Origin of the sequence: Streptacidiphilus sp. EB129 (genome assembly GCF_041262645.1) — a bacterium.
Lineage (GTDB): Bacteria > Actinomycetota > Actinomycetes > Streptomycetales > Streptomycetaceae > Streptacidiphilus.
The window spans coordinates 50,669-70,781 of the sequence record NZ_JBGCCS010000019.1 but is presented as its reverse complement, the minus strand read 5'-3'; the positions used below and the strand labels follow the sequence as shown (position 1 = coordinate 70,781).

The window sequence follows — 20,113 nt, the reverse complement described above, 5'->3', positions numbered from 1 at the left end:
GGGCTCCCGCAGGATTCAGCCCACGAACAGGCCGCGTACCGCCGCCGCCTGCTCGAACTCCTCCAGCCGGCCCACCGCCCCCGGCAGCTCGTCGCACATCGCCTGGAGCAGCACCCGGCCCAGCATCATCGGCGCGCAGGCGGTGTCGAAGATCAGGCTGGAGCCGACCGCGGCCGGCAGCATCAGGTCGGTGAGCCCGGCGACCGGCGCGAAGGCGCTGTCGGCGACGGTGATCACGGTCAGCCCGCACTGCTTCGCGGCGGTCAGCGCGTCCAGCAGCTCGCGCGGGTGGCGCGGCAGCGCGAAGCAGATCAGCGTGGTCGCACCGGCGGCGGCGCCCCGTTCGATCCGGTCCAGCATCATGCTGCCGCCCTCGTCCAGCAGCCGGACGTCGGGGTGCACCTTGGCCGCGAAGTAGGCGAAGCCGGCCGCCTGGGCGGACCCGGCCCGCAGGCCCAGCACCAGCAGCGGACGCGAGGCGGCCAGCAGCCTGGCTGCCTCCAGCACCGGCTCCGGGTCGGCCAGCACGGCCGCGAGGTGCTGGAGGTTGGCGATCTCGGAGAGCACCGCCTGCTGCTGCTCGTTGCGGACCACGTCCTGCGCGGTCTCCCGGCCGGCTCCGCGCTGGCCCGGTTCACCCAGGCCCAGCTCGCGCAGCTGCCGGCGCAGCGCCGGATAGCCGTCGAAGCCGAGCGCGACGGCGAACCGGGTCACCGAGGGCTGGCTCACCCCGGCCAGCTCGGCGACCTCGACGCTGGACAGGAACGGCGCCTCGGCGGCGTTGCGCACCAGGCAGTGGGCGATCCGGCGCTGGGTGGGCGTCAGCCGGTGGCCGTCGAACAGCCGCAGCAGCCTGCCGGAAGGACCGGCGGCGACGGCCTCAGGTGTCCCGGTGCTCATCCGGCTGCCTCCTTGATTCAGTAGGCCAAGACTCTGCATGAACCCATACAGGGTGGGCAAGTACCGTCTCGCCCGCCGGACCCCCACCGCAATCCCCGGGAGCCCGGGAACGGACGTGGCGGACGCCTCAGGGGGCGTCCGCCAGATCGGACCTCGGTAGGCCCGACCTGGCGGACGGGTCGGGCTCAGGCCAGCGGGCCGGTCACCTTCTCGACCGCGGTGACCAGGCCGCCGGTGGCCACGAAGACATGCGCCGCGTCCAGGTCGGGGGCCAGGAAACGGTCCGTGCCGGGGCCGCCGACACCGGCCGCACGGGCGCCCGCGAGGGCGGCGGCGGTGGCCGGGGCGAGCGGGCCGTCGACCGTACTGACGCCGGCCATCAGGCAGCGCAGCTCCAGGGCGCGGGCGGAGGCGGTCAGCTCCACCGCGAGCACCCGGGCCAGGTTGTCCACGGCCTGGCGCAGCTTGCGGGCGGCGGACCAGCCCATGGAGACGTGGTCCTCCTGCATCGCCGAGGACGGGATGGAGTCCACCGAGGCCGGGACCGCCAGCCGCTTGTTCTCGCTGACCAGGGCGGCCTGGGTGTACTGGGCGATCATCAGGCCGGAGTCCAGGCCCGGGTCGTCGGCGAGGAACGGCGGCAGGCCGTGCGAGCGGTTCTTGTCCAGCAGCCGGTCGGTGCGGCGCTCGGCGATCGAGGCCAGGTCGGCGGCGGCGATGGCGAGGAAGTCCAGCACGTAGGCGACCGGGGCGCCGTGGAAGTTGCCGTTGGACTCGACCCGGCCGTCCGGCAGCACGACCGGGTTGTCGACCGAGGAGGCCAGCTCGCGGTCGGCGACCAGCTGGGCGTGGGCCAGGGTGTCCCGGCCGGCGCCGGCCACCTGGGGGGCGCAGCGGATCGAGTAGGCGTCCTGGACCCGCGGCGCGTCATCCTGGTGGTGCCCGGTCAGGGCGGAGCCCTGCAGCACGGCGAGCATGTTGGCGGCGCTGGCGGCCTGGCCCGGGTGCGGGCGGATCGCGTGCAGCTCCGGCTGCAGCACCTTCTCGGTGCCGAGCAGGGCCTCCAGCGACATCGCGGCGGTGATGTCGGCGGTGGTGAACAGCCGCTGCATGTCGGCGATCGCCATCACCAGCATGCCCAGCATGCCGTCGGTGCCGTTGATGAGGGCCAGGCCCTCCTTCTCGTGCAGCTCGATCGGGGTGACCCCGGCCTCGGACAGCAGCTCGCCGGCCGGGCGGACCTCGCCGTCGGGCCCGTAGGCCTCGCCCTCGCCCATCAGGGTCAGCGCGCAGTGCGACAGCGGCGCGAGGTCGCCGGAGCAGCCGAGCGAGCCGAACTCGCGGACCACCGGGGTGATCCCGGCGTTGAGGATCGCGGCCATGGTCTCGGCCACCAGCGGCCGGACCCCGGTGCGACCGGAGGCAAGGGTCTTCAGCCGCAGGAACATCAGCGCGCGGGTGACCTCGCGCTCGACCTGCGGGCCCATCCCGGCGGCGTGCGAGCGCACCAGCGAGCGCTGCAGCTGGGCGCGGAGCGGGCGCTCGATGTGGCGTACGGCGAGTGCGCCGAAGCCGGTGGAGACGCCGTACACCGGGCGGGGCTCGGCGGCGAGGGCGTCGATGCGGGCGCGCGAGCCCGCCATCTCCGCGAGCGCGTCGGCGGAGAGTTCGATGCGGGCGTTCCCGCGGGCGACGGCGATGACATCCGCCGGAGCGACGTTTGCCTTGCCGACGACGACCACGTCCTGGGTCCGGCCGTCCACCACGTTGTGCATATCCATATGCGGAATCTCATCAGGTGAATGGCAATATGACAACTAGGCGAGGCCAGGCATCTCACGTGGCGGTACCGTGGGGCCCGACGGAGGAGGAAGACCGTGAACCGGGTGACCGAGCGCCGCCGGGTGGTGCGGCTGCGCGAGCAGCAGCGGAGCGTCCGGCCGGACACGCTGGCGGCGGAGGAACCACTGGAGATCCGGGTCAACGGCGAGCCGCTCACGGTCACCATGCGCACCCCGGGCCATGACTTCGACCTGGTCGCGGGCTTCCTGGTGTCCGAGGGACTGGTCGCGCGGACCTCGGAGCTGAGCGCGCTGCGGTACTGCGCGGGCACCGACGCGGAGGGCCGGAACACCTACAACGTCATCGACGCCGCCCTGCCAGGGCAGCGCGCGCTGCCGGTCTCGGCGCACCGCAACCTGCTCACCTCCAGCGCCTGCGGCCTGTGCGGCCGGGAGACGATCGACGCGATCCGCAACCGGGTGCCGTACCCGGTCGGCGAGGACCCGCTGCGGGTGAGCGCGGAGACCCTCTACGCGCTGCCGGACGCGCTGCGCGCCGCGCAGAAGGTCTTCGACTCCACCGGCGGGCTGCACGCGGCCGGGCTCTTCAGCGCCGACGGCGAGCTGCGCTGTCTGCGCGAGGACGTGGGCCGGCACAACACGGTGGACAAGGTCGTCGGCTGGGCCCTGCGCGAGGGCGAACTGCCGCTGCGGGGGCAGCTGCTGCTGGTCAGCGGCCGGGCCTCGTTCGAGCTGACCCAGAAGGCGGCGATGGCGGGGCTGCCGCTGCTGGCCGCGGTCTCCGCCCCCTCCTCGCTCGCCGTCGACCTGGCCGAGGAGCTCGGCCTGACCCTGGTCGGCTTCCTGCGCGGCCGCGGCGCCAACGTCTACGCCGCCCCCGACCGCATAACCGACTGACCGGACGCGCGGACCGACCCGACCACCAGGCCGGGGCGGCCGGGGCCGCTAGCGGGTGCCGAGGTGGGGCTGGGGCACGGTGCGGGAGAGCGGCTGGGGCGCGTTGCGGACGGCGTGGGCGATGTTGACCTTCACCGCGGCGGTCTCCAGCTGCGCGGTGTCGTAGCCCGCGAGCTTCAGCTCGGCCACCAGCGCGGTCAGCACCCGCAGCGCCACCGCGTCGAACAGCCGCTCGACGTCCAGCTCCTGGAGCAGGTGCTCGAAGTTCCTGGACGCGCCCAGCTCCCGGACGCTGACCCGGGGCGAGTGGTCGGCGGGACGGCCGACCCGGAGCATCTCCGCGTAGTGCACCTGGTTCATCCAGCCGCGCAGCACCGACCGGAGCACCAGCCCCGGCTCCAGCAGGAACCCGGACAGGTCCCGGCCGATGTTCACCAGCCCGCGCCACAGGTGGACCGCCAGGTCCAGCACGTTCGGCCGCAGCGTGCGGTCGATCAGCCGGTACTCCTCGGACACCGGCGGCAGCACGAACGGCAGGCCCTCCAGCCGCAGGATCTGGCCCTGGACCTGCACCCGCAGGAAGAACGAGGCGACCACCTGACGCTCCCACAGCTCCGCGCGCACCTCCACGTAGCGGCGGATCCGCTCGTGCGCGGCCCGGTCGAACAGCTCCGCCCAGGACGCGTTGAGCCGCCGCTGACCGGTGCTCAGCTCCTGCTCGGACAGCTGCCCGTGCCAGTTCTCGACCCGGTCGGCGCGCAGCCCGGAGCGGACCAGCCGGTCCCGGACGGTGAGGCGGTGCAGCAGGTCGCCCGGGTACTCGGTGCCGCCGGCGAGATGGGCGACCGAGGCGGCGATCCGGGCGTGCAGCTGCGGCACCGACAGCGGCTCGGCGTCCTGCCCCGGCACCGCCGGCAGCAGCGGGATCTGCAGCGACCAGACCGGGTCCGGCAGGCCCGCCCCGACGAACGGGCGAAACGCGCCGTAGACCGTCTCGGCGTCGGCCTGGTTCTCCCGGATCCGGGTGAAGACGTCGGTGAGCGACGGCGGCGCGCCGACCGGGAGCCGGCCGCCGCCGGGCTCGGCGAGCACCGCCAGCCGCTGGTGCACCCGGACCCGCATCCCCACGCCGATGGCCAGCAGCAGGAACGCCAGTACCAGGAAGGCCAGCCAGGAGAAGGCCGCGCCGCTGTCCAGGCCGCTGGAGGTCGGGTAGTAGCCGCCGCCCCCGTCCGAGGAGGACGAGCCGAAGGGGTCGAGCGAGTTGCCGGACCCGCTGGAGTCGGTGGCCGACACGATCGCCGCCAGCAGCGAGCCGACCAGTCCGGTCGCCAGCAGGAAGAAGAAGAACGAGAGCACCCGGCGGCTCAGCACCGCGTGCGGGCTGCCGGCGTCGCCGCCGGTCCGCGCGGACCAGTACGAGACGACGGCCCGCGACACCGACCCGCCGAGCCGCAGCGCCAGCGCGCCGCCGAGCACGAACAGCGCCGTGGAGAACGACAGCAGCAGCCCGGCCAGCACCACCAGCGCGACCGCGACGCCCGCCAGCGCCGTCTCCCGGCGCGCCCGCAGGCACTCCGCCAGCACCAGTGCGGTGTCCGCACCCGGAGACGGCGCGGCGACCCGGTGCCGGTTCTCGACCAGTTCCTCGATGGTCTGGTCCCGGAACCGGCGCGAGAGGTACGCCGCCGCCCGCAGGTACGCGGTGACGTCGCCGCCGGGCGGGCCGGCGTGGAACTCCACCGGATCCACGACCGGTGCGCCCGGCGCAGGGGTCTGCCCGGGTACGAAGGTGGTCATCTGCTGCTCCCCCGAGGGTCCTTCACGATCCGTCCTGCACGGTCCGGCCTGCACGGTCCGTCCCGCAGGGTCTGGCCGAGCAGCATGGTCCCATCGTTGACGCACACTCAGCTGCCGAATCAGGAAACCCCGTTGGCCGGATGGCCGGGTGGTCCACCGCCCGCCGTGTCGCGGGCCCGTGCGGGCCCGTACGGGCCGACTTCAGTACGGCCTTCAGTACGGCGGCGAGGCCGGTCCGGACAGCGCGACCGCGACCAGCGCCCGCAGGGTCGGACCGAGGGCGGCGAAGGAGAGCGTGGACTCGTCGGCGAAGAGCTCGACCAGCCAGCCGCCGGCCGCGTTGGCGCCGCCCGCCGCGAGCAGCGCGCGGTAGCCGCCGACCAGCAGCACCGCCTCCTCGCCGGCGTCGTTGCCGGGGACGCCGGCCCGCATGCTGAACGCGTAGCCCCGCACCGCACGGGCCGTCATGGGGTAGGCACGCAGGTCGAACACCGCGTCGGGGGCCTCGTTCACCGCCCGCTGCACCTGGGCCCTGGCGCTGCCGGGGCCCCTGGTCATCCGGCGGACGCCGTAGTGCGCGGTGCGCATCTGCAGCGAGCCGGGCGGGACGTAGGAGATCCACCAGGCCACCGCGTCCAGCAGCCGGGCGGCCGTCTCGGCGACGATGTCCAGCCGGCCCAGGGTGTCGGCGGGATGGACCTGACGGGTCGGCTGCTCCTCGTCGAGGGCAGTGGTCACATGCGCGAGCAGCAGTCCGGGATCGGCGCTGTAGCGGGCGCCGCGGAAGCGCCGCCGCTCCGCCTTGCGGCCGCCGCGCAGCCCCTCCCCGGTCTCGGCGAGCCGCACCGTCGGGTCCGGCTGCTCGCCCCGGCCCGCCACCACCGGGTGCGCGGCATGGCCGGACTTGGCCCGGTACTGGGCCGCGTCCGCCAGCCGGAACAGCCGGTCCGCCGTGGTGACCGGCCCGATCGGGTCGCCGGTGGAGGCCACCCCGCAGGCGACGCCCTCGCCCTGGTCCAGGGTCAGCGCCCGGGCGCACAGCTCCTCGGCCACCCGTACCACCTCGTCGGCCGGCGAGCCCACCGCGACCAGGCAGAACTCGTCGCCACCGAGACGTCCCGCGACACTGCCCGGCAGCATCGCGCCGCAGACCGAGAGCTGGTTGGCGAATCGTTCCAGCAGCTGGTCGCCGACCTCGTGCCCCTTCTCGTCGTTCACCCGCTTGAGGCCGTTGACATCGCAGACCACCAGCGTCACCACGGTGCCGTCCTGCCGGTGCGCCTCCAGGCCGGCCTCCAGCCGGGCGTCCACCGCGCGGCGGTTGGCCAGGCCGGTCAGCGGATCGGTGAAGGCCAGTCGGCGGACCTCCTCCAGTTCCTCGCTGGCCGCCAGCCCGGCCGAGATCTGCGCCGCCAGGACGGTCGCGAACTCGGCGTCCCCGGCCGAGAACACCGGCTCCCCGACGGTACGGGCGAGGTAGAGCTCACCCCAGGCCCGGCCGCGCAGCACGATCGGCGCGACCAGGCAGCAGCCCCGCCCGCGCCGCCGCAGCGCCGCCGCGCGCTGGCGGCAGGCCGGGCCGTTGTCGCTGGAGTCGTCGTCCACGCTCTGCACCCAGGCGCGGGGCAGGCCGTCCACGGTCCAGGGCTCGCCCAGGCCGCGCTGCTCCAGGAACCGGGCGATCTCCGGATAGTCGGCGACCGGGTAGGACTCGTCCTCCGGCAGTTCCTCCTCGCCGGGCGCCAGCAGCCCGTTGTTGACCAGCACCCGCAGCCTGCCGGTGTCGCGGTCCCACCTCGACACCGCCGCCATGTCGGCGCCGAGCGCCTCCCGGGTGCGCAGCGCGGCCATCTGCAGCGCGGTGATCCGCGACGGGGCGGCCACCATCGCCTGGGTCAGCCCGACCACCGCCCGCAACCGGGCGTCCGCCTCGGCCTCGACCGCTCCGCCACCGCCCGACACGCCCTCCGCCTTCCCGCTGCTCCGCCCCCACTGACCCGCGTGCCTCGATCATAGGGACAATTCCGACATACCGATGCACGCCTGCGCACCCGCGGCGTGCCAGCGGGGGCCCGCGTCCGGGCGCGCGGCGTGGCGGGGCCGGAGCCCGCGGCTAGAGCTCGGGCGGGCGGGCGGTGTGGCGGCTGAGCAGCCAGGGCTCGACCAGGCCGAGGCCGCGGACCGGGCGGCGCCACATCGGCTGGAGGTGGTAGTGGTACGCGGCCTCCGCGCCGTCCACCTCGGCCGGCCGGTCCGACGGGGCGATGCCCACCGACGCCACCGCCGACAGCGCGTCGGCCGCCCCCGGCGGCAGCCCGAGCACCCCGCCCGCGCCGGACGGCGCCACCGCGCCCTCGCGTTCCAGCGCCGCCGCCATCTCGCCGTCAACCAGCACCGCGTCCCGTGGCGCGATCGAGGTAAGCCGGCTCGCCAGGTTGACGGTGGTGCCGAAGACGTCGCCCATCCGGGTGGTGACCGTGCCGAAGGCCATGCCGACCCGCAGCGCCGGCATCGAGTCGTCCTTGCCCAGGGTCTCCACCAGGGCGAGGCCGATCTCGGCCGCCGTGGTCGCGTCCTCGGAGACGTAGAGGATCTCGTCGCCCAGGGTCTTCACCAGCCGCCCGCCCCGGCCGGCGACCAGGTCCGCACAGGTGATCTCGAAGTTCTCGACCAGCTCGCCCAGTTCCTCGTCCTCCAGCCGGCGCGACAGCCGGGTGAAGCCGACCAGGTCGGCGAAGCCCACCGCGAGCCGTCCGCTGGACATGTCCACGTCCTCGGCGGCCTGGACCACCCGGCCGGTGACCGCGGCGAGCTGCCGCCGCCAGACGTAGACCAGGAACTGCTCCAGCTCCGGCAGCAGCAGCTCGACCAGCGGGTAGGCGACCTCGGCCCGGGTCAGCCCGGGCTCGGAGGAGGAGGTGAGGTGCTCCAGGAAGGTGTCGATCTGCCACTCGGCCAGGCGCGCGGTGGTCTGGCCGGTCGACCGGGCCACCTGGATCGCCATCGGTTCGCTCAGCAGCCCGGCCTCGACCAGCCCGGCCAGCCGCCGCAGCGCGATCACGTCGGCGTCGGTGAGCGCCCGCGACTGGCCGATGTCGGCGAAGCCCATGGCCCGCCAGAAGCGGGACGCCAGTTCCATCGACACCCCGGCGGTGCGGGCCGCCTGGAACGGGGTGTACTGCCGCTCGGAGTCCAGGATCAGCTGTTCCAGCTGCTGCGGGACCGAGGTCTCCTCGTCCTCGGCCTCGGGGTGGACATCGCCCTCGGGGTCGGCGCTCTCGTGACCGTTCGGCTCGGTCATCCGGAAGTCGTCGGCCACCTGTCCACCCTCGCGCTCACGCCCTGTGTCCTTGCTCACACTCCGCCCGCACGAATCCTCGCATGGATTCACCCGATCCGGGGCATCCCCCCAGGTCGAACGTGAACGACATCGCCCGCGCCGACGGCCTCCTCGGTCCCGTCGGCGCGCCGCACCACCAGCCGGCCCTGGGGGTCCACCGACACCGCCTCGCCCACCAGGTCCAGTCCGCCCGGCAGTTCGACCCTGACCTGGCGGCCGAGCGTCGCACACTGCGCGTTGTACGCGGCGTGCAGGCCGCTGGTCTCCGGATCGCCGTCCACCGACGCCCACTCCCGGTACAGCTCCTCGAAGGTCCGCAGCAGCACCCGTACCAGCGTCTCCCGGTCGGTGACCTTCGCGCCCGCCAGCTCCAGCGAGCCGGCCGTGGGCACCGGCAGCTCGTCCTCGCGCAGGCTCACGTTGATGCCGATCCCGACCACCACCGCCTCGCTGTCCGGGGTCAGCTCGGCGAGGATCCCGCCGAGCTTGCGCTCCTCCCCGTCCACCGTCACCAGCAGGTCGTTCGGCCACTTCAGCCGGACGTCGACCTCGGCCGCGCGGCTCAGCGCGGAGCCCGCCGACACGCCCACCAGCAGCGGCAGCCAGCTCCAGTGCACCCGCGGCACCTCCGGGCGCAGCAGCACCGACAGGAACACCCCGGACCGGGCCGGGGCGGTCCAGGCCCGCTCCAGCCGTCCGCGTCCCGCGGTCTGCTCCTCGGCGATCAGCACCGCCTCGCCCGGCGCGCCCGCCGCGGCCTCCGCCATCAGGTCACTGTTGGTCGACCCGGTCTCGGCCACCACCCGGACCGAGGTCCACAGCCCACCGGGACGCACCAGCGCCCGCTCCAGCGCCTCGCCGCGCAACGGCGGCCGGTCCAGGTCACTCCACTGCGAAGAGCTCATGGATTCACCTTATGACCCCGGTCACTCGCCATATCCGCCACGCTCCCGTCATCGCTACGCTACGACACGGAAACCTCACCCGTTCGTGCTGCTGGGAGCCGTCACGGCCCTGGACCGCACTACCCCCTCCTGACGGGAGTCGAGCCGGATGTCCCAAGCCGAAATCGCCAACGAAGGCGCGGCCGCCCACACCACCGCCGGGAAGATCGCGGATCTCAAGCGACGGCTGGACGAGGCCACGCACTCCGGCTCCGCCCGCGCCATCGAGAAGCAGCACGCCAAGGGCAAGCTGACCGCCCGCGAGCGGGTCGCACTGCTGCTCGACGAGGGCTCCTTCGTCGAGTTCGACGAGTTCGCCCGGCACCGCTCCACCAACTTCGGGCAGGCCGCGACCCGCCCCTACGGCGACGGCGTGGTCACCGGCTACGGCACCGTGGACGGCCGCCCGGTCGCGGTCTTCGCCCAGGACTTCACCGTCTTCGGCGGCTCCCTCGGCGAGGTCTTCGGCGAGAAGATCGTCAAGGTGATGGACTTCGCCCTGAAGACCGGCTGCCCGATGATCGGCATCAACGACTCCGGCGGCGCCCGGATCCAGGAGGGCGTGGCCTCGCTGGGCCTGTACGGCGAGATCTTCCGCCGCAACGTCCTGGCCTCCGGGGTGATCCCGCAGATCTCGCTGATCATGGGCCCCTGCGCCGGCGGCGCGGTCTACTCCCCCGCGATCACCGACTTCGTGGTGATGGCCGACCAGACCTCGCACATGTTCATCACCGGCCCCGACGTCATCAAGACGGTCACGGGCGAGGACGTCGGCATGGAGGAGCTGGGCGGCGCGCGCACCCACAACTCCAAGTCCGGCAACGCGCACCACCTGGCCTCGGACGAGAAGGAGGCCGTCGACTACGTCAAGGCGCTGCTCTCCTACCTGCCCTCCAACAACCTGGAGGAGCCGCCCGCCTTCCCGGAGGAGGCGGACCTCAGCACCACCGAGCTGGACCTGGAGCTGGACGCCATCGTCCCGGACTCCGCGAACCAGCCCTACGACATGCACACGGTCATCGCGCACGTCCTGGACGAGGGCGAGTTCCTGGAGACCCAGTCGCTGTTCGCGCCCAACATGATCACCGGCTTCGGCCGGGTCGAGGGCCACGCGGTGGGCATCGTCGCCAACCAGCCGATGCAGTTCGCCGGCTGCCTGGACATCGACGCCTCCGAGAAGGCCGCCCGCTTCGTCCGCACCTGCGACGCGTTCAACGTCCCGGTGCTGACCTTCGTGGACGTCCCCGGCTTCCTGCCCGGCACCGGCCAGGAGTGGAACGGCATCATCCGCCGCGGCGCCAAGCTGATCTACGCCTACGCCGAGGCCACCGTCCCGCTGATCACGGTGATCACCCGCAAGGCCTACGGCGGCGCGTATGACGTCATGGGCTCCAAGCACCTCGGCGCCGACCTCAACCTGGCCTGGCCCACCGCGCAGATCGCGGTGATGGGCGCCCAGGGCGCGGTCAACATCCTGCACCGCGCGGACCTGGCCGCCGCCGAGGATCCGGACAGCCGCCGGGTGGAGCTGATGGAGGCCTACGAGGACACCCTGCTCAACCCGTACGTCGCCGCCGAACGCGGCTACGTGGACGCGGTGGTGCTGCCCTCCGAGACCCGCCAGCACATCGTCAAGGGGCTGCGCGCGCTGCGCAACAAGCGCGAGGTACTGCCGCCCAAGAAGCACGGCAACATCCCGCTGTAGGGCATCCCGCCGCCGAGAGGAGAGAGCCGATGGCCCCGATCAGGGTGCTGCACGGACAGCCCAGCCCCGAGGAGCTCGCCGCCGTCCTGGCGGTGGTCTCCGCCCGGGCGGCCGCGAACGCCGCCCGGGCCGCCGACGCACCCGCCGCGAGCGTCTGGTCCGACCGGGCCCGCGCCATGCGGCGCACGGGCCGTCCCGGCCCCACAGCCTGGCGCACCAGTGCCTGGGCGCACTGACGCGCGCTTACGCGCGATGAGTAACCACTTACTACCTTGAGGGGCGCGGGGAACTGCGCTGCCAACCATGCACCTACGTAGATGGCTGGCAGCGCAGTTCCCCGCGCCCCCTTGGTTGCTCTCGGCTAATTGAGTACGGCTACTCAGGCGCGGAGCGCCTCGCCCCTGCAGAGTGAGGGGTGTGCTGTGGGCGGATCCGAGGGACGACACCGCGCGGGAGCGGCGGCGACTCGCCGCACACCTGCGCCGCGTCGGCCTGCTCATCGCCTTCCTCGCGGTGCTGCTCATCGCCCTCGCCTGGATCTGATCCGACGTCAGTCGCGCTGCCCCTACGCTGGCCCCATGACCGTGCCACTCGTCCTCGCCTCCGCCTCCCCCGCCCGCCTCGGCCTGCTGCGCCAGGCCGGGCTCGACCCGCAGGTGATCGTCAGCGGGGTCGACGAGGACGCCCTCTCCGCGCCCACCCCCGCCGAGCTCGCGCTCGTCCTCGCCGAGGCCAAGGCGACCGCGGTCGCGGCCACTCTCACCGGGCCCGCCCTGGTCGTCGGCTGCGACTCCGTGCTGGAGCTCGACGGGCAGGCCCTGGGCAAGCCCGCCGACGCCGAGGAGGCGCTGGCCCGCTGGCAGGCGATGCGCGGCCGCAGCGGCGTGCTGCAGACCGGCCACTGCGTGATCGACACCCGCACCGGTGCCCGCGCGGCGGCCACCGCCTCCACCACGGTCCGCTTCGGCACCCCCTCCGACCAGGAGATCGCGGCCTACGTGGCCTCCGGCGAACCCCTGCACGTGGCCGGGGCGTTCACCCTGGACGGCAGGTCCGCCCCCTTCGTCGACGGCATCGACGGCGACCCGGGCAATGTCATCGGGCTCTCGCTCCCGCTGCTGCGCACCCTGCTGCTGAAGCTGGACGTCCGGATCACCGACCTCTGGACCTGACGCCCGGTCCCGGCCAACGCTACGGTGGTCCCCGTACCAGCTACGGAGGGGGAGCCGGTGGGCGACAGCGTGCTCAACATCGTCCTGGGCGTGGTCTCCAGCGTGTTCAGCGCCGGCCTCGCCTGGGCTCTGCAGGCCGTGCTGCGCCGCCGGAAGCTGGACCGCAGGCGCCGCTTCTTCGGCCTCTACCCCGGCACCGAGTCGCGGCTGGTGGTGCCCCGCAAGGCGGGCAGCAGCGTCAGCCAGCGGGTGATCGCCCAGCGTGACGTCTACGCCCTGATGGAGCTGGCCGCACTGGTCCGCGACTGCGGGGCCGAGGCCGAGATCGTGTCCCACGACGAGGTCCAGCAAGGGCTGGGCGACAAGGCCGAGTTCTGCATCGGCGGCCCGGTCGCGAACGAGCGGACCGCCGCGCACCTGCGCTGGAAGCTGCCCGGGATCGCGGTCACCGCCGAGTGGGAGGCCGGGATCAACGAGCTGACCGTCGGCGACCGGTCCTACGTCCGCGAGATCGGCAAGGCCGACCACGCGGTGCTCGGCCGGATAGCCGCCGGCGAGGGCGAGCGCCCGACCTTCCTGATCTGCGGTCAGACCGCGACCGCGAACCTGGCCGCGGTCCGCTACCTGACCCGGCACCACCGCGACCTGATCCGCCGCTACTCCCCCGAGGACAGCTTCTGCCTGCTGCTGCGGGTGATCCAGCCGGACGCCTACGGCGCGGACGTGGTCGAGCTGCTCGGCGACGTCACAGAGCAGGCGTCAACTCCCCGCCCGGCGCCGAATCCTTCGGCGTCTCCGGCGGCGTAGCGAGCAGCAGCACCAGCAGCGCCACGATCACCAGCATCACCAGGAACGCCCCGACTCCGGACAGCGCCAGCAGCACCGTCGCGAGCACCGCGTGCAGTACGGCACAGACAATCAGCAGAATCCTTGTGGGGCGCCCCATGGCACCACCCCGCAGTGCCATGCGAGCAACCAGCGCGGCGACTACCAGGACAAAGAAGGCGAGGACCCCCAAACCGACCCAGGCGCCCACCGCCATCGCGGTCGGCGCGAGGCCGCCCATCGACATCTTCTGCTGCTCAACTGCCAGGCCGAGCACGACCGCCACCACGCCCACGACCAGCGCTTCCAGCGTCAGCAGTACAGCCGTCGCGACGGCGGTCCAGATCCTCATGACCGCACCTTACTGACCAGTAGTCACCTCCGGAAGGGGTGCGCCGAAAGACCCGCCCGGGAGGCCCGGCGTACCGTGGGAGACGAAGAATCACCCTCCGTGTGGGCAAGCTCACCACCGGACCGGACTCACCATCAGTGCCCGGTTGTCCATAAACTCATCCACGGTTCAAGAAGGGAGCCATTGTGCGCAAGGTGCTCATCGCCAACCGCGGAGAGATCGCAGTCCGCGTCGCCCGGGCCTGTCGGGACGCAGGTATCGCCAGCGTCGCCGTGTACGCCGAGCCGGACCGGGACGCGCTGCATGTCCGCGCGGCCGACGAGGCCTTCGCCCTCGGTGGCGACACTCCGGCCACCAGCTACCTCGACATCGCCAAGGTGCTGAAGGCCGCCGCCGACGCGGGTGCCGACGCCGTTCACCCCGGCTACGGCTTCCTCTCCGAGAACGCGGAGTTCGCCCAGGCCGTCATCGACGCCGGGCTGACCTGGATCGGCCCGCCGCCGCAGGCCATCCGCGACCTCGGCGACAAGGTGGCGGCCCGCCACATCGCCCAGCGCGCCGGCGCACCGCTGGTCGCGGGCACCCCCGACCCGGTCTCCGGACCGGACGAGGTGGTGGCCTTCGCCCAGGAGCACGGCCTGCCGATCGCCATCAAGGCGGCGTTCGGCGGCGGAGGTCGCGGCCTCAAGGTCGCCCGCACCCTGGAAGAGGTGCCGGAGCTCTACGAGTCCGCCGTCCGCGAGGCCGTGGCGGCCTTCGGCCGGGGCGAGTGCTTCGTCGAGCGCTACCTGGACCGCCCGCGTCACGTCGAGACCCAGTGCCTGGCCGACACCCACGGCAACGTGGTCGTCGTGTCGACCCGCGACTGCTCGCTGCAGCGCCGGCACCAGAAGCTGGTCGAGGAGGCCCCCGCGCCCTTCCTCACCGACGCGCAGAACGCCCAGCTCTACGCCGCGTCCAAGGCGATCCTCAAGGAGGCCGGCTACGTCGGCGCCGGAACCTGTGAGTTCCTGGTCGCCGTGGACGGGACCATCTCCTTCCTGGAGGTGAACACCCGGCTCCAGGTCGAGCACCCGGTCACCGAGGAGGTCACCGGGATCGACCTGGTCCGCGAGCAGTTCCGGATCGCCGACGGCGAGGCGCTGGGCTACGACGACCCCGAGGTCCGCGGCCACTCCTTCGAGTTCCGGATCAACGGCGAGGACCCGGGCCGCGGCTTCCTGCCCGCCCCCGGCACCGTCACCGCCTTCGCCCCGCCCACCGGCCCGGGCGTCCGGCTGGACTCCGGCGTCGAGTCCGGCAGCGTCATCGGCCCGGCCTGGGACTCGCTGCTGGCCAAGCTGATCGTCACCGGCGCCACCCGGACCCAGGCGCTGCAGCGTGCGGCCCGCGCGCTGGCGGAGTTCAACGTCGAGGGCATGGCCACCGCCATCCCGTTCCACCGCGCCGTGGTGACCGACCCGGCGTTCACCGCCGAGCCGTTCACGATCTACACCCGCTGGATCGAGACGGACTTCGACAACACCATCCCGGCCTATGCCGGGGCGGGCGGGGACGGCGACGAGCCGGACACCCGCGAGACCGTGGTGGTCGAGGTCGGCGGCAAGCGGATCGAGGTCTCGCTGCCCGCGAACCTCGCCGCCACCTCCGCGGCGAAGCCCGCGGCCAAGTCCAAGCGCCGCGCGGCCAGCTCCAAGGCCGGCTCCGCGGCCTCGGGCGACACCCTGGCCTCGCCGATGCAGGGCACCATCGTCAAGGTCAACGTGGAGGAGGGCCAGACCGTCGCCGCGGGCGACCTGGTCGTCGTCCTGGAGGCGATGAAGATGGAGCAGCCGCTGAACGCCCACAAGGCGGGCACCGTGGTGAACCTGGCCGCCGCCATCGGCGCCACGGTCACCTCCGGAGCGGCGATCTGCGAGATCAAGGACTGACGCACCGCTGCACCGAGGCATCGCCGCACTGAGGCATCGCAGTACCGGGGCTCGGGGCCCTGCTCGTCCGTCGAGCAGGGCCCCGAGCCCCGTGCCGTGCGCGCGCCAGGGCCCTGCGGGCAGCCGGACGGGGCCGGACTAGCGGACGACGCCGCTGCGGCCCACCGGGACCGGCCTGCGCTGCCCCGGGAAGGGCAGCCCCGCGCCCACCCCGCCCACCGCGGCGGCAGCGGCCCCCTGCGGCACCACCGGCGGCGCCGCGGCGGCCACGCACACCTGCACGCCGCGGTCCGCCAGCGCGTCCAGCTCCCGCGAGGCGACCTCGGAGGCTCCGGCCTGCTCGTCCGTCACCAGGCAGGCGATCGTGTCCGTCGCGACGGTCTGGAACATGGTGTCGGAGCCCAGCTTGCCGTGGTCCGCCAGCACCACCACCTCGGCCGCGGCCGCGACCAGCGCCCGGTCCACGCTCGCCGAGAGCATGTTGGTGGTCGAGAGCCCGCGCTCGGCGGTGAGCCCGCTGCCGGAGACGAAGGCCCGGGACACCCTCAGGCCGTGCAGCGACTGTTCCGCGCCGCTGCCGACCAGGGCGTAGTTGGAGCCGCGCAGGGTCCCGCCGGTCATCACCACCTCCACCCGGTTGGCATGGGCCAGCGCCTGGGCGACCAGCAGCGAGTTGGTGACCACGGTCAGCCCGGGCACCCGGGCCAGGCGCCGGGCGAGCTCCTGCGTGGTCGTACCGGCGCCCACCACGATGGCGTCGCCCTCCGCGACCATGGTCGCGGCCAGGTCGGCTATGGCGCTCTTCTCGGCGGCGGCGAGATGCGTCTTCTGCGGATATCCGGGCTCTCTGGACAGACCACCGGGGAGGACCGCGCCTCCGTGCCGGCGGTCCAGCAGGCCTTCGGCCTCCAGCGCGCGTACGTCACGGCGTACGGTCACCTCGGAGGTCTGGACGACGCGGGCGAGCTCCCGGAGCGAGACCGCTCCGTTGGCGCGCACCATTTCAAGAATCAACTGGCGACGTTCTGCTGCGAACACGAAACAGACGGTAACGTGCGTGACCATCTGCTTTCAGGCGTTTGCCCTTAGTAGCCGAAGTTGTCCACCCTGGATCGGCGCAGAGCGCTACACTGTGCGCCGCCTGCGCCCTCCGCGCGCCCCCCGATCGGGTGCCGCACGCCCCGCCGACCGGGTTGCCCGGCCGCCGTGACGGCCGCCCGCGACCACGACTCAGTGGCCGCCGCGCTTGCGGATGTGCAGCTGCCGCGCCGCCTCGGCGATCGACCCGGACACCGACGGGTACACCGTGAACGCGCTGGCCACCTGCTCCACCGTCAGATTGTTGTCCACCGCGAGCGAGATCGGGTGGATCAGCTCGCTGGCCCGCGGCGCCACCACCACGCCGCCCACCACGATCCCGGTGCCGGGACGGCAGAACAGCTTCACGAAGCCGTCCCTGATGCCCTGCATCTTCGCCCTGGGGTTGCCCCGCAGCGGCAGCTTCACGCAGACCGCGTCCATGGTGCCGCACTCGACGTCGGCGGCGCTGTAGCCGACCGTGGCGATCTCCGGGTCGGTGAAGACGTTCGAGGCGACGGTCTTCAGGTTCAGCGGCTGCACCGCGTCGCCCAGCGCGTGGTACATCGCGATGCGCCCCTGCATCGCGGCCACCGAGGCCAGCATGAAGACGCCGGTGCAGTCACCGGCCGCGTAGACGCCGGGCGCGCTGGTCCGGGAGACCCGGTCGACCTTGACCTGGCCGCCCTCGGTCAGCTTGACCCCGGCCTCCTCCAGGCCCATCCCGGCGGTGTTGGGGATGGAGCCGACGGCCACCAGGCAGTGCGAGCCGGTGATCATCCGCCCGTCCTGCAGCACCACCTCCACCTTGTCGCCGACCCGTCGCGCCGACTCGGCCCGGGAGCGGGACATGACGTTCATCCCGCGCCGCCGGAACACGTCCTCCAGCACCGTCGCCGCGTCCGGGTCCTCGCCCGGCAGCACCCGGTCCCGGCTGGAGACCAGCGTCACCCGCGAGCCCAGCGCCTGGTACGCGCCGGCGAACTCGGCACCGGTGACTCCCGAGCCGACCACGATCAGCTCCTCCGGCAGCTCGTCCAGGTCGTAGACCTGGGTCCAGTTGAGGATCCGCTCGCCGTCGGGCAGCGCGTCGGGCACCTCGCGCGGGTGGGTGCCGGTGGCGATCAGCACCGCGTCCGCGCGCAGCTCCTGGGTACCGCCGTCGACCAGGTCCACCAGGACCCCGCGCGAGCCGTCCACCCCCTGCCCGCCGGGGGCGAGCCGGCCGTGGCCGCGCAGCAGGGTGACTCCGGCGCGGGTGACGGACTGGGTGATGTCGTGCGACTGGGCGACCGCGAGGCGCTTGACGCGTCGGTTGACCTTCCCCAGGTCCACCCCGACGACCCGCCCGGTGTCGTGCGCACTGTCCAGGCCGACCTTGATGCCCAGTTCCTCGTAGGAGCTGTCGAAGGTGGTCATCACCTCGGCCGTGGCAATCAAGGTCTTCGACGGCACGCAGTCCGTCAACACCGCCGCGCCGCCGAGGCCGTCGCGGTCCACGACGGTCACCTCCGCGCCGAGGTCCGCGGCGACGAGCGCCGCCTCGTATCCGCCAGGTCCGCCACCGATGATCACAATGCGAGTCACGCCGTCCATTGTCCCGCACCGCCGACCCCGGGTGACACCGGGCTGGTCCGGACGGACCGCTCCCGTACGCTGGGTCCCATGTCGCTCTACGCCGCCTACGCCAGCAACCTCGATGCGCGGCAGATGAGCCGCCGCGCGCCGCACTCCCCGCTCCGCTGCACCGGCTGGCTCGACGGCTGGCGACTCACCTTCGGCGGTGAGCAGTTCGGCTGGGAGGGCTCGATCGCCACCGTGGTGGAGGACGAGAAGGATCAGGTCTTCGTCGGCCTGTACGACATCGCCCCGGGCGACGAGACCGGCCTGGACCGCTGGGAGGGCCTCCCGCTCGGCTTCTACCGCAAGGTCCGGGTCCGGGTGCACACCCTGGAGGGCGACCTGACGGCCTGGACCTACGTCCTCAACGACTACGAGGGCGGCCTCCCCTCGGCCCGCTACCTCGGCATCATCGCCGACGCCGCCGAGTCCGCCGGCGCCCCGTACGACTACGTCATGGACCTCCGCAAACGCCCCTGCTGAACGCTGAGCGAACGTCAGCGGGCGTTCTCAGCAGACATGGGGAAGGCTGTCCCGGTTCATCCCCTATGACACAGGAGACTCCTGGCGAACCATAAGGTTGTACGAGGATCAGTAAGATTTTCTCACACCCTTCTGGCGTCACTTTCGCCCTCGGCCGGGTTTGGTTACGCACTAACGTGCGATGGTCGCGAGTCCATTCGCGTCCCTGTCATCCCAGCAGAGGGAATCACCCACATGCGCCTCCGTCGCACCTCGTCCGTGGCCGCCGTCGCCGCGCTCGGCAGCCTCGCGCTCCTCGGCATGGCCCCGTCCGCATTCGCCGCGGCGCCGACGAGCGTCACCAAGGTCACCTGCCCCAAGCCGTCGACCGACCTCGGCGTGACGCTGACCGGCCTGACCAACACCAAGCTGACCGCCGGCGGCACCGCGGCGACCGGCAGCGTCTCCCTGGTCAACAACTCCGGCGAGAAGCTGACCAACGTGGTCACCTTCCTCGAGACGGGCCTGGGGGCCGCTCCCACCGCCAGCAGCGCCCTCACCGTCGAGGAGTACGTGAACGGCAAGTGGCAGGCGCTCACTTACCACGTCGACGCCGACGGCAACAGCTTCGTCGTGCTCGGCACCACGCCCACCCTCGCCCCCAAGGGCAAGGACGGCGGCCAGTTCCGCGTCGTCGCCCCGAAGGGCGCCCCGCTCGGCGCCTACGTCGGACTCGCCATCAGCGGCACCGTGCAGGCCGGCACCGCGGTCACCCCCAAGGACCTCGGCAACCTGTCCACGGGCACCATGGGCAACGCCACGCCGATGACCCCCGCGGCCTGCACCACCCACGTGGGCTTCGACCACCACGACTTCACCGTGGTCAAGGCGGCCGGCACGCCGACCCCCGCCCCCAGCCCGACCCACGCGACGCCCAGCAGCGCCCCCACCTCGGCGGCCCCGAGCGCCTCCTCGACCGGCCCGGCCCTGGCCAGCACCGGTGGCGGCTCCAACAGCGGCATGATCGCCGGTGTCGCCGGTGCCCTGGTGCTGGCCGGTGGCGCGGGCGTCGTCGTCGCCCGTCGCCGCAAGGGCGCGCACAACTGAGGCCCTGAACAGCCGACGCTCTGAACCACCGCCGACGCTCTGATCAGCCGAGGCCCGCACGACCCACGGGCGCGAGGAGCCGCTATCGCGGCGCCTCGCGCCCTGCCTATTGGCAGAACCTCCGAAATGAAGAGATGAACGACTGACCGGATCGTCACCCAGTCGTTCTTCTACGCGCG

The 20,113-nt window shown here is 72.9% G+C and carries 17 protein-coding genes and 1 pseudogene; 9 read left to right on the top strand and 9 right to left on the bottom strand.

The annotated features are described in order from the left end of the window. Nucleotides 1-15 precede the first annotated feature (15 nt). Both ABH925_RS22930 and hutH read right to left on the bottom strand, forming a co-directional pair. On the bottom strand, nucleotides 16-900 hold the full coding sequence (locus ABH925_RS22930; RefSeq protein WP_370150675.1) for a MurR/RpiR family transcriptional regulator: 885 nt from the start codon (nucleotides 898-900) through the stop codon (nucleotides 16-18). 185 nt (nucleotides 901-1,085) lie between these two features. Continuing rightward, on the bottom strand, nucleotides 1,086-2,681 hold the full coding sequence (gene hutH, locus ABH925_RS22925; RefSeq protein WP_370150674.1) for a histidine ammonia-lyase: 1,596 nt from the start codon (nucleotides 2,679-2,681) through the stop codon (nucleotides 1,086-1,088). A 96-nt stretch (nucleotides 2,682-2,777) separates the two neighbouring features. Here hutH and fdhD point away from each other — a divergent pair, with 96 nt between their 5' ends. Next, a complete protein-coding gene (gene fdhD / locus ABH925_RS22920) occupies nucleotides 2,778-3,599 on the top strand; it encodes a formate dehydrogenase accessory sulfurtransferase FdhD (protein ID WP_370150673.1) in 822 nt (273 codons plus the stop codon). A 48-nt stretch (nucleotides 3,600-3,647) separates the two neighbouring features. Here fdhD and ABH925_RS22915 read toward each other — a convergent pair whose 3' ends face one another. From ABH925_RS22915 to ABH925_RS22900, 4 genes and pseudogenes are all read right to left on the bottom strand, one after another. Beyond that, nucleotides 3,648-5,399: a hypothetical protein gene (locus ABH925_RS22915; protein WP_370150672.1), complete on the bottom strand. Its 1,752-nt coding sequence runs from the start codon at nucleotides 5,397-5,399 to the stop codon at nucleotides 3,648-3,650. Between the two features lie 777 nt (nucleotides 5,400-6,176). Continuing rightward, a pseudogene (locus tag ABH925_RS22910) lies at nucleotides 6,177-7,286 on the bottom strand (diguanylate cyclase domain-containing protein); the annotation flags it as partial. Nucleotides 7,287-7,512: 226 nt separating this feature from the next. Then, nucleotides 7,513-8,700 (bottom strand): adenylate/guanylate cyclase domain-containing protein, encoded by a 1,188-nt coding sequence (locus ABH925_RS22905; RefSeq protein WP_370150750.1) that lies wholly within the window; start codon nucleotides 8,698-8,700, stop codon nucleotides 7,513-7,515. A gap of 86 nt (nucleotides 8,701-8,786) precedes the next feature. Beyond that, a complete protein-coding gene (locus ABH925_RS22900; RefSeq protein WP_370150671.1) occupies nucleotides 8,787-9,644 on the bottom strand; it encodes a biotin--[acetyl-CoA-carboxylase] ligase in 858 nt (285 codons plus the stop codon). A gap of 148 nt (nucleotides 9,645-9,792) precedes the next feature. Between ABH925_RS22900 and ABH925_RS22895 the strand changes: the two genes are divergently transcribed. The 5 genes from ABH925_RS22895 (at nucleotide 9,793) to ABH925_RS22875 (ending at nucleotide 13,367) form a co-directional block, all read left to right on the top strand. Beyond that, nucleotides 9,793-11,388, top strand: a complete 1,596-nt coding sequence (locus tag ABH925_RS22895; protein WP_370150670.1) for an acyl-CoA carboxylase subunit beta — start codon at nucleotides 9,793-9,795, stop codon at nucleotides 11,386-11,388. A gap of 29 nt (nucleotides 11,389-11,417) precedes the next feature. Then, entirely contained in the window at nucleotides 11,418-11,624 is a 207-nt protein-coding gene (locus ABH925_RS22890; protein WP_370150669.1) for an acyl-CoA carboxylase subunit epsilon, read from the top strand. A 181-nt stretch (nucleotides 11,625-11,805) separates the two neighbouring features. After that, entirely contained in the window at nucleotides 11,806-11,931 is a 126-nt protein-coding gene (gene mmpB / locus ABH925_RS22885) for a morphogenic membrane protein MmpB (protein WP_370150668.1), read from the top strand. Between the two features lie 35 nt (nucleotides 11,932-11,966). Beyond that, nucleotides 11,967-12,560 (top strand): nucleoside triphosphate pyrophosphatase, encoded by a 594-nt coding sequence (locus tag ABH925_RS22880; RefSeq protein WP_370150667.1) that lies wholly within the window; start codon nucleotides 11,967-11,969, stop codon nucleotides 12,558-12,560. A gap of 57 nt (nucleotides 12,561-12,617) precedes the next feature. Continuing rightward, on the top strand, nucleotides 12,618-13,367 hold the full coding sequence (locus ABH925_RS22875) for a hypothetical protein (RefSeq protein WP_370150666.1): 750 nt from the start codon (nucleotides 12,618-12,620) through the stop codon (nucleotides 13,365-13,367). Here the strand turns inward: ABH925_RS22875 and ABH925_RS22870 are convergent. After that, nucleotides 13,306-13,737 carry a hypothetical protein gene (locus ABH925_RS22870; protein ID WP_370150665.1) on the bottom strand — a complete coding sequence of 144 codons (432 nt, stop codon included), beginning with the start codon at nucleotides 13,735-13,737 and terminating at the stop codon, nucleotides 13,306-13,308. The two genes, ABH925_RS22875 and ABH925_RS22870, sit on opposite strands and share 62 nt — an antisense overlap. Nucleotides 13,738-13,922: 185 nt before the next feature. On the opposite strand from ABH925_RS22870, the gene ABH925_RS22865 reads away from it, so the two are divergent. Continuing rightward, complete coding sequence (locus ABH925_RS22865) at nucleotides 13,923-15,668, top strand: biotin carboxylase N-terminal domain-containing protein (protein WP_370150664.1); 1,746 nt, start codon at nucleotides 13,923-13,925, stop codon at nucleotides 15,666-15,668. A 138-nt stretch (nucleotides 15,669-15,806) separates the two neighbouring features. Here ABH925_RS22865 and ABH925_RS22860 read toward each other — a convergent pair whose 3' ends face one another. After that, nucleotides 15,807-16,706 carry a DeoR/GlpR family DNA-binding transcription regulator gene (locus ABH925_RS22860; protein ID WP_370150663.1) on the bottom strand — a complete coding sequence of 300 codons (900 nt, stop codon included), beginning with the start codon at nucleotides 16,704-16,706 and terminating at the stop codon, nucleotides 15,807-15,809. A gap of 192 nt (nucleotides 16,707-16,898) precedes the next feature. Beyond that, nucleotides 16,899-18,341 (bottom strand): NAD(P)H-quinone dehydrogenase, encoded by a 1,443-nt coding sequence (locus ABH925_RS22855; RefSeq protein ID WP_370150662.1) that lies wholly within the window; start codon nucleotides 18,339-18,341, stop codon nucleotides 16,899-16,901. Nucleotides 18,342-18,410: 69 nt separating this feature from the next. Here ABH925_RS22855 and ABH925_RS22850 point away from each other — a divergent pair, with 69 nt between their 5' ends. After that, nucleotides 18,411-18,848: a gamma-glutamylcyclotransferase gene (locus tag ABH925_RS22850; RefSeq protein ID WP_370150661.1), complete on the top strand. Its 438-nt coding sequence runs from the start codon at nucleotides 18,411-18,413 to the stop codon at nucleotides 18,846-18,848. Nucleotides 18,849-19,082: 234 nt separating this feature from the next. Next, nucleotides 19,083-19,934, top strand: a complete 852-nt coding sequence (locus ABH925_RS22845) for an LPXTG cell wall anchor domain-containing protein (RefSeq protein WP_370150660.1) — start codon at nucleotides 19,083-19,085, stop codon at nucleotides 19,932-19,934. The last annotated feature ends 179 nt before the right edge of the window (nucleotides 19,935-20,113 follow it).